13 protein-coding genes are annotated in these 13287 nt (G+C 64.8%); 5 read left to right on the top strand and 8 right to left on the bottom strand.

Annotated elements, in window-relative coordinates:
- Positions 1–100: 100 nt before the first annotated feature.
- Genes BRAGE_RS0126805 through BRAGE_RS0126795 form a run of 3 tightly spaced genes read right to left on the bottom strand, consistent with a single transcriptional unit; the run spans position 101 to position 1594 of the window.
- The gene (locus BRAGE_RS0126805) at positions 101–466 is read right to left on the bottom strand and encodes a 6-pyruvoyl trahydropterin synthase family protein (protein ID WP_027558127.1); all 366 of its coding nucleotides are present in this window, start codon (positions 464–466) and stop codon (positions 101–103) included.
- A 17-nt stretch (positions 467–483) separates the two neighbouring features.
- Complete coding sequence (gene queE, locus BRAGE_RS0126800) at positions 484–1116, bottom strand: 7-carboxy-7-deazaguanine synthase (RefSeq protein ID WP_027558128.1); 633 nt, start codon at positions 1114–1116, stop codon at positions 484–486.
- 19 nt (positions 1117–1135) lie between these two features.
- Positions 1136–1594, bottom strand: a complete 459-nt coding sequence (locus tag BRAGE_RS0126795; RefSeq protein WP_027558129.1) for a tRNA (cytidine(34)-2'-O)-methyltransferase — start codon at positions 1592–1594, stop codon at positions 1136–1138.
- 279 nt (positions 1595–1873) lie between these two features.
- Between BRAGE_RS0126795 and petA the strand changes: the two genes are divergently transcribed.
- The 5 genes from petA (at position 1874) to BRAGE_RS0126770 (ending at position 8558) form a co-directional block, all read left to right on the top strand.
- Positions 1874–2404: a ubiquinol-cytochrome c reductase iron-sulfur subunit gene (gene petA, locus BRAGE_RS0126790; RefSeq protein ID WP_027558130.1), complete on the top strand. Its 531-nt coding sequence runs from the start codon at positions 1874–1876 to the stop codon at positions 2402–2404.
- Between the two features lie 62 nt (positions 2405–2466).
- A complete protein-coding gene (fbcH, locus tag BRAGE_RS0126785; protein WP_027558131.1) occupies positions 2467–4530 on the top strand; it encodes a cytochrome b/c1 in 2064 nt (687 codons plus the stop codon).
- 213 nt (positions 4531–4743) lie between these two features.
- On the top strand, positions 4744–5418 hold the full coding sequence (locus tag BRAGE_RS0126780) for a dienelactone hydrolase family protein (protein ID WP_027558132.1): 675 nt from the start codon (positions 4744–4746) through the stop codon (positions 5416–5418).
- Between the two features lie 297 nt (positions 5419–5715).
- Positions 5716–7881 carry an anthranilate synthase component I gene (locus BRAGE_RS0126775; RefSeq protein WP_027558133.1) on the top strand — a complete coding sequence of 722 codons (2166 nt, stop codon included), beginning with the start codon at positions 5716–5718 and terminating at the stop codon, positions 7879–7881.
- A 137-nt stretch (positions 7882–8018) separates the two neighbouring features.
- Positions 8019–8558, top strand: coding sequence for an adenine phosphoribosyltransferase (locus BRAGE_RS0126770; protein ID WP_027558134.1), 540 nt, complete (start codon positions 8019–8021; stop codon positions 8556–8558).
- Between the two features lie 19 nt (positions 8559–8577).
- On the opposite strand, the gene BRAGE_RS0126765 is transcribed toward BRAGE_RS0126770, so the two are convergent.
- The 5 genes from BRAGE_RS0126765 to BRAGE_RS0126745 all read right to left on the bottom strand — a co-directional run bounded on the left by BRAGE_RS0126765 (position 8578) and on the right by BRAGE_RS0126745 (position 13282).
- Positions 8578–9246 (bottom strand): hypothetical protein, encoded by a 669-nt coding sequence (locus BRAGE_RS0126765; protein WP_027558135.1) that lies wholly within the window; start codon positions 9244–9246, stop codon positions 8578–8580.
- Between the two features lie 62 nt (positions 9247–9308).
- On the bottom strand, positions 9309–10061 hold the full coding sequence (locus BRAGE_RS0126760) for a hypothetical protein (RefSeq protein ID WP_027558136.1): 753 nt from the start codon (positions 10059–10061) through the stop codon (positions 9309–9311).
- A 188-nt stretch (positions 10062–10249) separates the two neighbouring features.
- Entirely contained in the window at positions 10250–11455 is a 1206-nt protein-coding gene (locus BRAGE_RS0126755) for a M48 family metallopeptidase (RefSeq protein ID WP_027558137.1), read from the bottom strand.
- A gap of 150 nt (positions 11456–11605) precedes the next feature.
- Complete coding sequence (locus BRAGE_RS0126750) at positions 11606–12166, bottom strand: LemA family protein (protein WP_027558138.1); 561 nt, start codon at positions 12164–12166, stop codon at positions 11606–11608.
- Between the two features lie 138 nt (positions 12167–12304).
- On the bottom strand, positions 12305–13282 hold the full coding sequence (locus BRAGE_RS0126745) for a small ribosomal subunit Rsm22 family protein (RefSeq protein WP_027558139.1): 978 nt from the start codon (positions 13280–13282) through the stop codon (positions 12305–12307).
- Between the last annotated feature and the right edge of the window lie 5 nt (positions 13283–13287).

The raw sequence follows: 13287 nt of genomic DNA, 5'->3' as shown, positions 1-13287 counted from the left end.
CGTAGGGTGGGCAAAGGCGTCCTCGCGCCGTGCCCACCATCTTTCACCGTCGTCTTGATTGGTGGGCACGCTCCGCTTTGCCCACCCTACGAGATCGTGACTATTCTTGCGGACCGTAATAGGTGCAGCTCTCGTTGCAACTGTCGCGGTGGATGCTGACGCGGGTCAGCTTGCCGATATGCGCCAGCCGCTCCCAGACGAAGCGCGAGAGGTTTTCCAGCGTCGGCGTGCCCAGTGCCTCGATCTTGTTGAGGTACTTGTGGTCGAGCGTGAGCCTGACGTCCTCGATGGCGCGCTGCACGAGGCCGAGGTCGACCACCATGCCCGTCTTGGGATCGGGCGTGCCGCGCAGCGTCACCTCGGCGCGGAAGGAGTGGCCGTGGATCTCTTCGCTCGCTGCACCGAAGGTCGTGCCCGATAGTGAGTGCGCCGCTTCGAAGCGGAACGATTTGGTCAATTCCCACATCTGTCCGAAAACCAATCCTATCTGATGCCGAGCGATTTATGCGTCTGCACGCTCAGCCGCCACTGCGGGTGGCGCAGGCAATAGTCGATCGCGCGCGCGGTGTTCTCCGTGACCTCGGGCCCGTCCATCGGCTGGAGCGAGAAGCGCTCGAAGGCGAGGCCCTCGAAGGTCTCGGGGGCGGCGAGGGCCTGCGGATAGACCAGCTTCAGCTCATGCCCGCGCGTCTGCACGAGCTCGCTGCCGCCCTTGGGGCTGACGCAGATCCAGTCGAGGCCGTCAGGCGCTGCAATCGTGCCGTTGGTCTCGACGCCGATCTCGAAGCCGCGGGCATGGAGCGCATCGATCAGGTCGGCGTCGACCTGGAGCAGCGGCTCGCCGCCGGTAAGCACCACATAGCGGTTGTCGTTGGAGGCGGTCCACTGCGCGGCGATGGTGTCGGCGAGATCCGCAGCCGAGGCGTAACGGCCGCCGAGCGTGCCGTCGGTGCCGACGAAGTCCGTGTCACAGAACTTGCACACGGCGTCCGTGCGGTCGGCCTCGCGGCCGCTCCAGAGGTTGCAGCCGGCAAAACGGCAGAACACCGACGCGCGCCCGGCATGGGCGCCTTCGCCTTGCAGGGTCAGGAAGATCTCCTTGACCGCGTAACTCACTGGTCTCTCCTCAATGGTCTCAAACTTGCGGGTTCCGGAGCTGCCGCAGCGCTTCGCCTGCGGCCATCGCCGCGCTCATGGCGACATTGAGCGACCGCAGCCCCGGATTGATCGGGATCACCAGCCGCGCATCCGCGGCCTCGACCACCGCGTCGGTGACCCCGGCGCTCTCGCGCCCGAATAGCAGGATGTCCGCCGTCTCGTAACGGAAATCGCGGTAGTCGGTGGCACCCTTGGTGGTGAACAGGAGCAGGCGGTAGCCCTGTGCCGCGCGCCACTCCTCGAACTTCGCCCAGGAGTCGTGTCTGACGATGCTGACATGGTCAAGATAATCCATTCCCGCCCGGCGGAAATGGCGGTCGGAGACCGGGAACCCTGCCGGCTCGATGATATGGGCAGTCATACCCAGGCAGGCGCAGAGGCGGAGAATCGTGCCGGTGTTCTGGGGGATGTCAGGCTGGAAAAGCGCTATCTGCATGGCTTGATGTCGGGTTGGGCCGGGACCGAATTGTCTCAATAAAACATCGCTGGCGCGGGAATTCGTGCATTGCACGCTCCCGCGCCGTTAGCGGGCTTGCGCTCGCCCGGCAAGGGTGCCAATAGAACGATTCTGGACTGCTGTTTTCGCCCTTGTTTTGGTGGGGACAAGTGAAGTTCTGCCGCCGCGGGGGGCCGCGGGCGCCGGCAGGCTGTTCTGGGGACCTTGGGGGCTCCCGGAGCGGTTCCGCCGGCAGCATAAGAAGAAAGGGTTGGAATCGTGACGACAGCGTCTTCGGCGGACCATCCGACACGCCGTGATTTCTTATTCGTTGCAACAGGGGCAGCTGCAGCAGTAGGGGGCGCAGCCGCGCTCTGGCCCTTCATCTCCCAAATGAATCCCGATGCGTCGACCATCGCCGCCGGTGCGCCGATCGAGGTCGATCTCAGCCCGGTCGCCGAGGGCCAGGACATCAAGGTGTTCTGGCGCGGCAAGCCGATCTACATCAGCCACCGCACCAAGAAGCAGATCGACGAGGCGCGCGCCGTCAACGTGGCGAGCCTGCCCGATCCGCAGACCGACGAGGCCCGCGTCAAGTCCGGCCATGAGCAGTGGCTGGTCGTGATCGGCATCTGCACCCATCTCGGCTGCATCCCGATCGCCCATGAGGGCAATTACGACGGCTTCTTCTGCCCCTGCCATGGGTCGCAGTACGACTCGTCCGGCCGCATCCGCCAGGGACCCGCGCCCGCGAACCTGGCCGTGCCGCCGTACCAGTTCGTTTCCGACACCAAAATCCAGATCGGCTGAGCTGCGGACCTGCGTCCGAAGCTTCGCGCCGTCTCGTCGTTATATTTCCTCAGGATCGCATCATGAGCGGACCATCCGACTACCAGCCGAGCAATCCGGCCCTGCAATGGATCGAGCGGCGTCTGCCGATCCTCGGCCTCATGCACTCTTCCTTCGTCGTCTATCCCACCCCGCGCAACCTGAACTACTGGTGGACCTTCGGCGCCATCCTCTCCTTCATGCTGGGGATGCAGATCCTCACCGGCGTCATCCTGGCGATGCACTACACGCCGCATGCCGATCTCGCCTTCAAGTCGGTCGAGCTGATCGTCCGTGACGTCAATTACGGCTGGCTGCTGCGCAACATGCACGCCTGCGGCGCGTCGATGTTCTTCTTCGCGGTCTATGTCCACATGCTGCGCGGCCTCTATTACGGCTCCTACAAGGAGCCGCGCGAGGTGCTGTGGATCCTCGGCGTCATCATCTACCTCCTGATGATGGCGACGGGCTTCATGGGCTACGTGCTGCCGTGGGGCCAGATGAGCTTCTGGGGCGCCACCGTCATCACCAACCTGTTCTCCGCCATTCCCTATGTCGGCGAGAGCATCGTGACGCTGCTGTGGGGCGGCTATTCGGTCGGCAACCCGACGCTGAACCGCTTCTTCTCGCTGCACTATCTCTTGCCGTTCCTGATCGCAGGCGTCGTCGTGCTGCACGTCTGGGCGCTGCACGTCGCCGGCCAGAACAATCCCGACGGCGTCGAGCCGAAGACGGAAAAGGACACGGTGCCGTTCACGCCGCACGCGACCATCAAGGACATGTTCGGCGTGTCCTGCTTCCTGCTGCTCTACGCCTGGTTCATCTTCTATATGCCGAACTATCTGGGCGATGCCGACAACTACATTCCGGCGAACCCGGGCGTGACGCCGCCGCACATCGTGCCGGAATGGTATTACCTGCCGTTCTACGCGATCCTGCGCTCGATCCCGAACAAGCTCGCGGGCGTCATCGCGATGTTCTCGGCGATCATCATCCTGTGCTTCCTGCCCTGGCTGGACAGCGCCAGGACGCGGTCGTCGAAGTACCGTCCGCTGGCCAAGCAGTTCTTCTGGATCTTCGTCGCGGTCTGCATCCTGCTCGGCTATCTCGGCGCGCAGCCGCCGGAAGGCATCTACGTGGTTGCCGGCCGGGTCCTGACGGTGTGCTACTTCGCCTATTTCCTGATCGTGCTGCCGCTGCTCTCGCGCATCGAGACGCCGCGGCCGGTGCCGAACTCGATCTCGGAGGCGATCCTCGCCAAGGGCAGCAAGGCTGTGGCCTCCGTCGCGGTCGCGCTGGTCGCCGCCGGTGCGCTGTTCCTCGGCAGCCTCGGGGATGCCCGGGCCAGTGAAGGCAGCGACAAGCCGCCGGGCAACAAATGGTCGTTCTCAGGTCCGTTCGGCAAGTTCGACCGCGGCGCGCTCCAGCGCGGCCTGAAGGTCTACAAGGAGGTCTGCGCCAACTGCCACGGCCTGTCCTACGTCGCCTTCCGCAATCTCGGTGAACCCGGTGGCCCCGGCTATTCCGTGGCGCAGGTGGCAGCCTTCGCCTCCGACTACAAGATCAAGGATGGTCCGAACGACGCGGGCGACATGTTCGAGCGCCCTGGCCGGGCAGCCGACTACTTCCCCTCGCCGTTCCCGAACGAGCAGGCCGCCCGTGCGGCCAACGGCGGTGCGGCGCCGCCCGACCTGTCGCTGATCACCAAGGCGCGTTCCTACGGCCGCGGTTTCCCCTGGTTCATCTTCGACTTCTTCACCCAGTACCAGGAGCAGGGCCCGGACTATGTCGCGGCGGTGCTCCAGGGTTTTGAGGAGAAGGTGCCGGAGGGCGTGACGATCCCGGAGGGCTCCTACTTCAACAGGTACTTCCCGGGCCACGCCATCAAGATGCCGAAGCCGCTCAGCGACGGCCAGGTGACCTATGACGACGGCTCGCCGACCACGGTCGCGCAATACTCCAAGGACGTCACCACGTTCCTGATGTGGACCGCCGAACCGCACATGGAAGCGCGCAAGCGCCTCGGTTTCCAGGTGTTCGTGTTCCTGATCATCTTCGCGCTGCTGATGTACTTCACCAAGAAGAAGGTCTGGGCCGACTCCCACTGAGCGGCGCGCGACGAGAATAAAGAAGCCCCCGCAAGGGGGCTTTTTTGTTGTGCGGTCATTCCGGGGCGCGCGATAGCGCGAACCCGGAATCTCGGGATTCCGGGTTCGGTGCTGCGCACCGCCCCGGAATGACGAGAGTGTGGATTGCTTCACACGTCCTCACCCGCCAAAATGCCGTCAACCGCTCCCCCAAGAAACTCACCGGAGGACACCATGGGAACCACGATCACCTTCAAGCGCCCGGACGGCAAGGACGCCTCGGGCTATCTCGCCAATGCCGCGCGCGGCAATGCGCCGGGCGTGGTCGTGATCCAGGAATGGTGGGGCCTGTCGGACCAGATCAAGGGCCTGTGCGATCGCTTTGCGCTGGCCGGCTTCGATGCGCTGGCGCCCGATCTCTACAAGGGCAAGGTGGTGCCGTATCACGACACGGATTCCGCCAACAAGGAAATGAACTCGCTCGACTTCATGGATGCCACCACGCAGACCGTGCGCGGCGCCGCGCAATATCTGTCGCGCAACGGTGCCAAGGTCGGGCTGACAGGCTTCTGCCTCGGCGGTGCCGTCACCATCATCGGCGCGGTCCATGTGCCTGAGCTCGCCGCCGGCGTCGTGTTCTACGGCATCCCGCCGGAGCAGGCCGCCAAGCCCGCCGACGTCAAGATCCCGCTCCAGGCCCATTTCGCCAACAAGGACGACTGGTGCACGCCGGAGCTGGTCAGCGGCTTCGAGAAGGCCATGAAGGCCGCCGGCAAGTCGCTCGAGCTGTTCCGCTATGACGCCGAACACGCCTTCGTCAACGAGCAGCGCCAGGCCGTGCACGACCGCGAAGCCGCCGAACTCGCCTGGGGCAGGGCGACGGAGTTTTTCCGGAAGCATCTCGGGTGATCGCTCGTAGCCCGGATGGAGCCAACGGATCGGCGCGAAGCGTCGCCCCGTTCGCTCCATCCGGGCTACCGCCTTGCCGCCACCCTTGACGCCGCCCCCGGGCCATGGTGAGTATCCGCCCCATGAGCACCGCCGTCCGCCCAGCCCGTCTTTGGTGGCGCACCTCCTAAAGAGGTGGCCGGTGCGATTTTCCTTTCCCAAATCGTCTGAGGTCGCCAGCACAGCGCGGCGGCCTTCTCGTTTGTCCTGTGTGGCGTTCCCTCGGCAAGTCTCGTAAGAGGACCCCAAGAGGATCACATGAACAGGACAGTCTTTGCCCTCCCGGCCAGAAGCGATTACGTGACCCGAGGCGGTCTCGCGATCACGCGTGTCGCGGAGCAGTTCACCGGCGGCGCCAACCGGCTCGACGATCTCATCAACCTGCTCGACCGCCGCCGTGGCGTGGTGCTGTCCTCGGGCACCACCGTGCCCGGCCGCTACGAGAGCTTTGACCTCGGCTTCTCCGATCCGCCGCTCAAGCTCGAGACATCAGGCGTCGATTTCAAGCTGGAGGCGCTCAACGCGCGCGGCGAGGTGCTGATCGCCTTCCTCGCGGACGTCTTGCGCGAGCCCTGCGTCGTCATCTCCGAGAAGACCGCGACACGCCTTGCCGGCCACATCATCCGCGGCGATGCGCCGGTCGAGGAGGACCAGCGCACGCGGCGCGCCAGCGTGATGTCGCTGGTGCGCGACATCATTGCCGCTTTCTCCGCCAATGACGATGGGCTGCTCGGCCTGTTCGGCGCCTTCGCCTATGACCTCGTGTTCCAGATCGAGGACCTCGTGCAAAAACGCCCGCGCGAGGCCGACCAGCGCGACATCGTGCTGTACGTTCCCGATCGCCTGCTGGCCTATGACCGCGCCACCGGCCGCGGCGTGGTGCTCACCTACGATTTTGCCTGGAAGGGCAAATCCACCGAGGGCCTGCCGCGCGAGACCGCCGAGAGCCCGTATCTGAAGACGCCGCGCCAGGGCTTTGCCGATCACGCGCCCGGCGAGTATCAGGCGACCGTCGAGACCGCGCGCGCGGCGTTTGCCCGCGGCGATTTGTTCGAGGCCGTGCCCGGCCAGCTCTTCGCAGAACCATGCGATCGCTCGCCGGCCGAAGTGTTTCAGCGGCTCTGCGTCATCAACCCGTCGCCCTATGGCGCGCTGATGAATCTCGGCGAGGGCGAATTCCTCGTCTCTGCCTCGCCGGAAATGTTCGTGCGCTCGGACGGACGCCGCGTCGAGACCTGCCCGATCTCGGGCACGATCGCGCGCGGCACCGACGCGATCGGTGATGCCGAACAAATCCGCCAGCTGCTGAACTCGGAGAAGGACGAGTTCGAGCTCAACATGTGCACCGACGTCGATCGCAACGACAAGGCGCGCGTCTGCGTGCCCGGCACCATCAAGGTGCTGGCGAGGCGGCAGATCGAGACCTACTCAAAGCTGTTCCACACCGTCGATCACGTCGAGGGCATGCTGCGCCCCGGCTTCGACGCGCTCGACGCCTTCCTCACCCATGCCTGGGCGGTGACCGTAACCGGCGCGCCAAAGCTCTGGGCGATGCAGTTCGTCGAGGATCACGAACGCTCGCCCCGGCGCTGGTACGCCGGCGCCATCGGCGCGGTGAATTTTGACGGCAGCATCAACACCGGCCTCACCATCCGCACCATCCGCATGAAAGACGGCCTTGCCGAAGTGCGGGTCGGCGCGACTTGTCTGTTCGACTCCGATCCCGCCGCGGAAGACCGCGAGTGCCAGGTCAAGGCTGCCGCATTGTTCCAGGCGCTGCGCGGCGATCCGCCAAAGCCGCTCTCCACTTTCGCGCCCGATGCCACAGGCTCGGGCAAGCAGGTGCTGCTGATCGACCACGACGACAGCTTTGTGCATATGCTCGCCGACTATTTCCGCCAGGTCGGCGCCGAGGTCACCGTGGTCCGCTATGTGCATGCGCTCGACATGCTCAAGCGCAAGAGGTGGGATTTGCTCGTGCTGTCGCCTGGCCCTGGGCGCCCCGAAGATTTCGGGATCAAAAAGACGATCGATGCGGCGCTGGAGAAGCAGCTGCCGGTGTTCGGCGTCTGCCTCGGCGTGCAGGCCATCGGCGAATATTTCGGCGGCGAGCTCGGCCAGCTCACCCATCCCGCCCACGGCCGGCCGTCGCGGGTGCAGGTGCGCGGCGGACGCTTGATGCGCAATCTGCCGAACGAGATTGTCATCGGCCGCTATCATTCGCTGTTCGTCGAGCGCGACAGCATGCCGGAGGTGCTAAGCGTCACCGCCAGCACCGAGGACGGCGTCGCCATGGCGCTGGAGCACAAGACCCTGCCGGTCGCCGGCGTGCAATTCCACCCGGAATCGCTGATGTCGCTCGGCAACGAGGTGGGCTTGAAGATTGTCGAGAATGCGTTCCGGCTGGATGCCGGGACGAATTGAGTGCATGTTTCATGCTCGTCATTCCGGGATGGTGCGCAAGCACCAGACCCGGAATCTCGAGATTCTCAGGTGCGCAATTGCGCACCAGAGTTCGGCTCTTCGAGCCGCTCCGGAATGACAGCTAACATGGGATACAAATGACCTTTGACCACGACCTGAAGGCGAGCGTCCGCACCATCCCCGACTATCCCAAGCCGGGGGTCATGTTCCGCGATATCACGACCTTGCTCGCCGATGCGCGCGCCTTCCGCCGCGCCGTGGACGAGCTCGTCAATCCCTGGGCCGGCAACAAGATCGACAAGGTCGCCGGCATGGAAGCGCGCGGCTTCATCATCGGCGGGGCGGTGGCGCATCAGCTCTCGGCCGGCTTCGTGCCGATCCGCAAGAAGGGCAAGCTGCCGCACACCACCGTGCGCATCGCCTACTCGCTCGAATACGGCATCGACGAGATGGAGATGCATGTGGATGCGGTCCAGCCCGGTGAACGCGTCATTCTCGTCGACGATCTCATCGCCACCGGCGGCACCGCGGAGGGCGCTGTAAAACTGCTGCGCCAGATCGGCGCCAACGTGATCGCTGCCTGCTTCATCGTCGACCTGCCCGAGCTCGGCGGCGCCGCCAAGCTGCGCGCCATGGACCTGCCGGTACGCACGCTGATGACGTTCGAGGGGCACTGAGCGCCCGGGTCGTTTCGGGTCACGACCTCTGCAGGATCAGGTTGAGCTCCAGCTCGCGGAAGGCGAGGTAATTCCTCCGGGTCCACTGGTGGAGCTCGGTCGAAGAGTCCTTCTCCTGGCGCAGATAGCCGGTGAAGGAGAAGTTCAGCCGGTCGATATAGGTTTTCAGGAAGCCGGGCAGCGCGGGCAGGCGGAACAGCCGGCCGCCTTCCATCGCGGCCGGTAGCTCGCCGCGCACGACATATTCATTGTCAACCGTGATCAAGCTCATCCGGGGGATCTGTCCGCGCAGCATCTCGTGGGCGCGCGCCGAGACGCGGTCGGTGTCGGCGACGAACATGATCTGCGGTGCGACATGCCGGCGTGCCGCTTCCTTGAGCAGGCCGATCTCCTCGGTCATCTTGAAGAACTCGTCGAAGGCGTGGAAGCCGAGGTCGATGACCTTGGCGAGGCCGTCATCGACGATGACGCGGTCCATCAGCTGCATCTTGCCGTAGGTGTCGATCACGTCGGCGGTCTCGGTGATGCCAGGCAGATAGTCCAGCAGCGACGGCTCCTTCAGATTGACGTCGAAGGCCGCCACGTTGCCGTTCTTGAGCAGCAGGAATTCGCTCAGAAGCCGCGCCAGCAGGGTCTTGCCGACCTGCGGGCGGGGCGAGCAGATGATGTAGACGGGTGTCGCGGACATTGCGGGTTATTATTTGAGCGAACTTGCCGCCCAATCCAGCCGTATCCGCCCGGGGTCCGCAACTATTTTTCGCTGTTGCGGGTCACCGGCTTCGAACCGACGATGTCCGTCAGGCGAATGCGGTCGAACTCGCTCCAGACATTGGCCAGCCAGTGCCGGACATAGCCGCGTAGCACGAAGGAATAGTTCGCGGCCTCGTCGCTGATGCCCTTGTTGGCGACGAATTTCAGGAACGGAACGGACGACACCTCGACCTGCTCATAGGCCATCTCGTTGAGCTTGGGGATGGTCAGCTCGGTGGCGTCCTTGATGCGGTGGAAATAGGAATTATAGGTCGCCTGATCCCACTGGAAGAACTGGGTATCGTTGATGAAATTCTTGACCAGGAAGTATTTCGCGCCGGTCATGAAGCCGGCGGTCTCGGCGATTTCCTCCAGCGAGGCGATCGAGGGGCCGAGGATATGGAACACCGCGAAGGTGATCTGGCCGGCCTTGGCGGCGTCGAGGAAGCCGATGTCGCGGAGCGAGGCCAGCGCGGGCGAGAGCAGACCGGCGCGGACGTCGATGACGGTGACCGACGGGCTGACCGCGTTGAGCGTGTCGAAAATTTTCATCTGGTCGGCCGTCGTCGTCATGTCGACGATCTCGGTGATATCAGGGTGGAAGCGCTTCAGGGTTCCGCGCGGCGACTCCGTGTCGAAGGCACGAGTCGGCACGTTGTTGGCTGAGAAATAATCGAGCAGGGTGCGCGATACCGTGGTCTTGCCGACCCCGCCCTTGTCCGCGCCCACCACAACCACTGCCGGCTTTGCCATTGCTGTCCCCTAACGCGCGCCCCCGATCGCGAGGTCGCAATCGGCCGGGCCCGAGACCGATGTCCCGAGTCTGCTGTTGGGCGCGAACATGGCAGAAACAAGGGAGAATTCAAATCCTCGGCACGCCGATGCAGCTATTCCGGCGGTTTTTCCTGATCGTTGCGAAACCGCCGCACGCGGTGCCTGCTTCAATGGCGGCCCCAGGGACCCATCGGATTGCCAGCCGCGGTTCCGGAGGGGCTGGGCGCGGGGATCGGCGGCGGACTGGCCGGACCGGCTGCATCGCCCCACGGTCCCTGCGATAGCGGCGGCGGGGTGGTTTGCGAGTCAGCCTGCGCTTCGGGCTGATCCGTCGCTGCAGTCGGGTCGGGCAGCGGGCCGGGATCGTGGCCGCCGGCAAACTTGACCAGTGCATCGACCCGGGACTGCACCGAGGGATGGGTGGCGAACAAATCGGCAAAGCCCTCGCGCGGATTGTCGACGCAGAGCTCCATCACCGCCGAGGTCGCGCCCGGTAGCTCGCCGCGGCCCTCGATCTTGCGCAGCGCCGAGATCATGGCATCGGGATCTTTGGTCAGCTCGACCGAGCCGGCATCGGCGAGATATTCGCGCGAGCGCGACAGCGCCAGCTTCACCACCTGCGACATCAGCCAGGCCACCACGATCAGCACGACCGCGATGATGATGACGATCACCGCGCCGCCGCCGGAGCTCTTGCTGTCGCTCGACGAGGACGAGCGCGACGAGGAGGAGGAGCCTGACGACCACGAGCCGCCACTGGTGTTCCAGCTGAAATTGGTGAACAGGCGGAAGAACAATTCGCCGAAGAAGCCGACCACGCCGGCGATGATGACGGCAACCACCATCAGCTGCACGTCGCCGTTCTTGATGTGGGTCAGCTCATGCCCCAGCACCGCCTCGATCTCCTTGTCGTTCAGCGCGCTGAGGAGACCGGTCGTGACGGTGACCGAGTATTGCCGCGGGTTGAGGCCGGTCGCGAACGCGTTCAACGCCGGGCTTTCCATGATCTTCAGCTTCGGCATGGTGATGCCGCGCGAGATGCAGAGGTTTTCGAGCAGATTGTAGAGCCGCGGCTCCTCCTGCCGGGTGACATCGTGGCCGCCGGTCACGGCGTCGATCATCGACTGGTGGAAGAAATAGGCGATCACGACCCAGGCCACTGTGACGACCGTCGCAATGGGCGCGGCGACGATCAGATCATGGAAGGCGTGGCTCAGGTAGAAGGCGGCGGTCCGATTGCTGTCGATCAGAACTTCAGCGACCAGCGCGCCGGCATAGACCAGCACATAGACCAGCGCGAACAGGCCGGCGAGCAGCAGCATCGAACGAAACTTGTTCGAGGCGATATGCGTGTAGAGTCCATACGCGGCCATGGCGGGCCTTCGTCAATGTCCGTCGTTCCGGGGCGCGCCGAAGGCGCGAACCCGGAACCTCGAGATTCCCTGGTGCGCAACTGCGCACCATAGTTCGTCGCTTCGTGACGCCCCAGAATGACGGAGAAAAACAATGGACATGCTAGGCAATCAGAACTTCACCTGAGGCGTGGCTTCGACCTCGGTGCGGCTGGCGCCGAGATCGAAGAAGTCCTTCCTGGTGAAGCCGAACATGCCGGCGAACAGCGCGGCGGGCATCTGCTGGATGCCGGTGTTGTATTCCTGGACCGCGTTGTTGAAGAAGCGGCGGCTCGCCGCGATCTTGTTCTCGAGGTCGGAGAGCTCGGATGCGAGTTGCTGGAAGTTGGCATTGGCCTTGAGGTCCGGATAGGCCTCCGACAGCGCGATCAGCCGGCCGAGCGCACCGGAGAGCTGGTTCTCGGCGGCGGATACCTGCGCCGGGCCCTGCGCCGACATCGCCGAATTGCGCGCCTTGATGACGTCGTCGAGCGTGCCGCGCTCATGCGAGGCATAGCCCTTCACGGTCTCGACCAGGTTCGGAATGAGATCGTGACGCTGCTTGAGCTGCACGTCGATATCGGCAAAGGCCTGGCCGACGCGCTGGCCCAGCGCGACCAGGCGGTTGTAGGCGCTGAAGGCCAAGAACACGAGAACGACGATGACGCCGAGAACGATCCAGCCGGTCGACATGGAGGACTCCTGAAGGGGATTGAGGCGGGCGCTAGGGTAGACCAAATTGGCGCAGGACGAGAGCCCCGGCGCAGAGGGCAGGTAAGACTTGGTCGAACCGGGAACCATCCAAGTTCAAGGCGAAAGCCTTGAATGAGGTTAACTTTCGGCAATAACGGCATCGCCCCAGCGCCAGCGCCGGGCAGCCGCATAGGCGGCCTTGTCGCGGCGGGCGACCTTGGCGAGTTCGACGCCGCTCTCGGTGCAGAGCTTGGCCGTGATCTCGGCCTTGCCGACATCCGGCGGTGCCAGCACGCGTGACGCACGCGTTGGCGGCGTACGGGTCAGGGCGACGTAGATGAAGCGCTCGTCCTCGAACGGCACCTCGGCACCCTTGATCTGGCGGTGCGCCTGCGAGCGCGGCAGGCGCTGGCTGAAATGGCACCAGTCGGGCGCTACGAGCGGGCAGGGCTTTTCGTGCGGGCAGGGCGCGGCGACGTAGGCGCCAGCTGCGATCAGCTGCTGGCGCAGCGCGAGGATGCGGGCGTAGCCGGCGGGCGTGCCCGGCTCGATCACGACCAGCGCGTGGCGCGCCTTGGCCCACATCGCTTCCGTCAGCTTGCGCTGGTCGCCTTCATTGAGCTCGCCGATGATGTAGCTGGCGACGACGAGATCGGCTTGCGAGACTTCAGTGAGGTTGCCGCCGGCGTCGCCCGGCAGATAGCGGCACTCCGAAAGGCGCGAGCTGTCGCGCGCCAGCTCGAGCGCGAGCCGGCTCAGCGTGGGGTTGGCGTCGAGCAGGGTGAAATCCTGCAGCGATGGAAACGCCTCCGCGGCGGCCCAGCTCGCAGTGCCCGGGCCTGCGCCGACGTCGAGCAGCGTTTCAGGCGCAAGGCTTGGCGCGATCTCGGTCAGCGCATTCAGGCTCGCGGCCACGGCCGCGTAGGTCGCCGGCATGCGCGCCAGCGCGTAAGCCAGCGCATCGGCCTCCGACTTGATCGTGCCCGAGCCGCCGCCGGCGCGATAGGTGGTGGAGATTTTCTGCGAGCGTTGTGCGGCGTCGGTACGAGAGAAGCCCTGCAGCTTGCCGTCGAGGGCGGCTTTCAATTCGGCGGGGAGGGTGGGGGCTATCATCATCCGCA

This window comes from Bradyrhizobium genosp. SA-4 str. CB756 (assembly GCF_000473125.1).
GTDB classification, from domain to species: Bacteria; Pseudomonadota; Alphaproteobacteria; order Rhizobiales; family Xanthobacteraceae; genus Bradyrhizobium; species Bradyrhizobium arachidis.
This window is presented reverse-complemented; position numbering and strand designations above follow the sequence as displayed.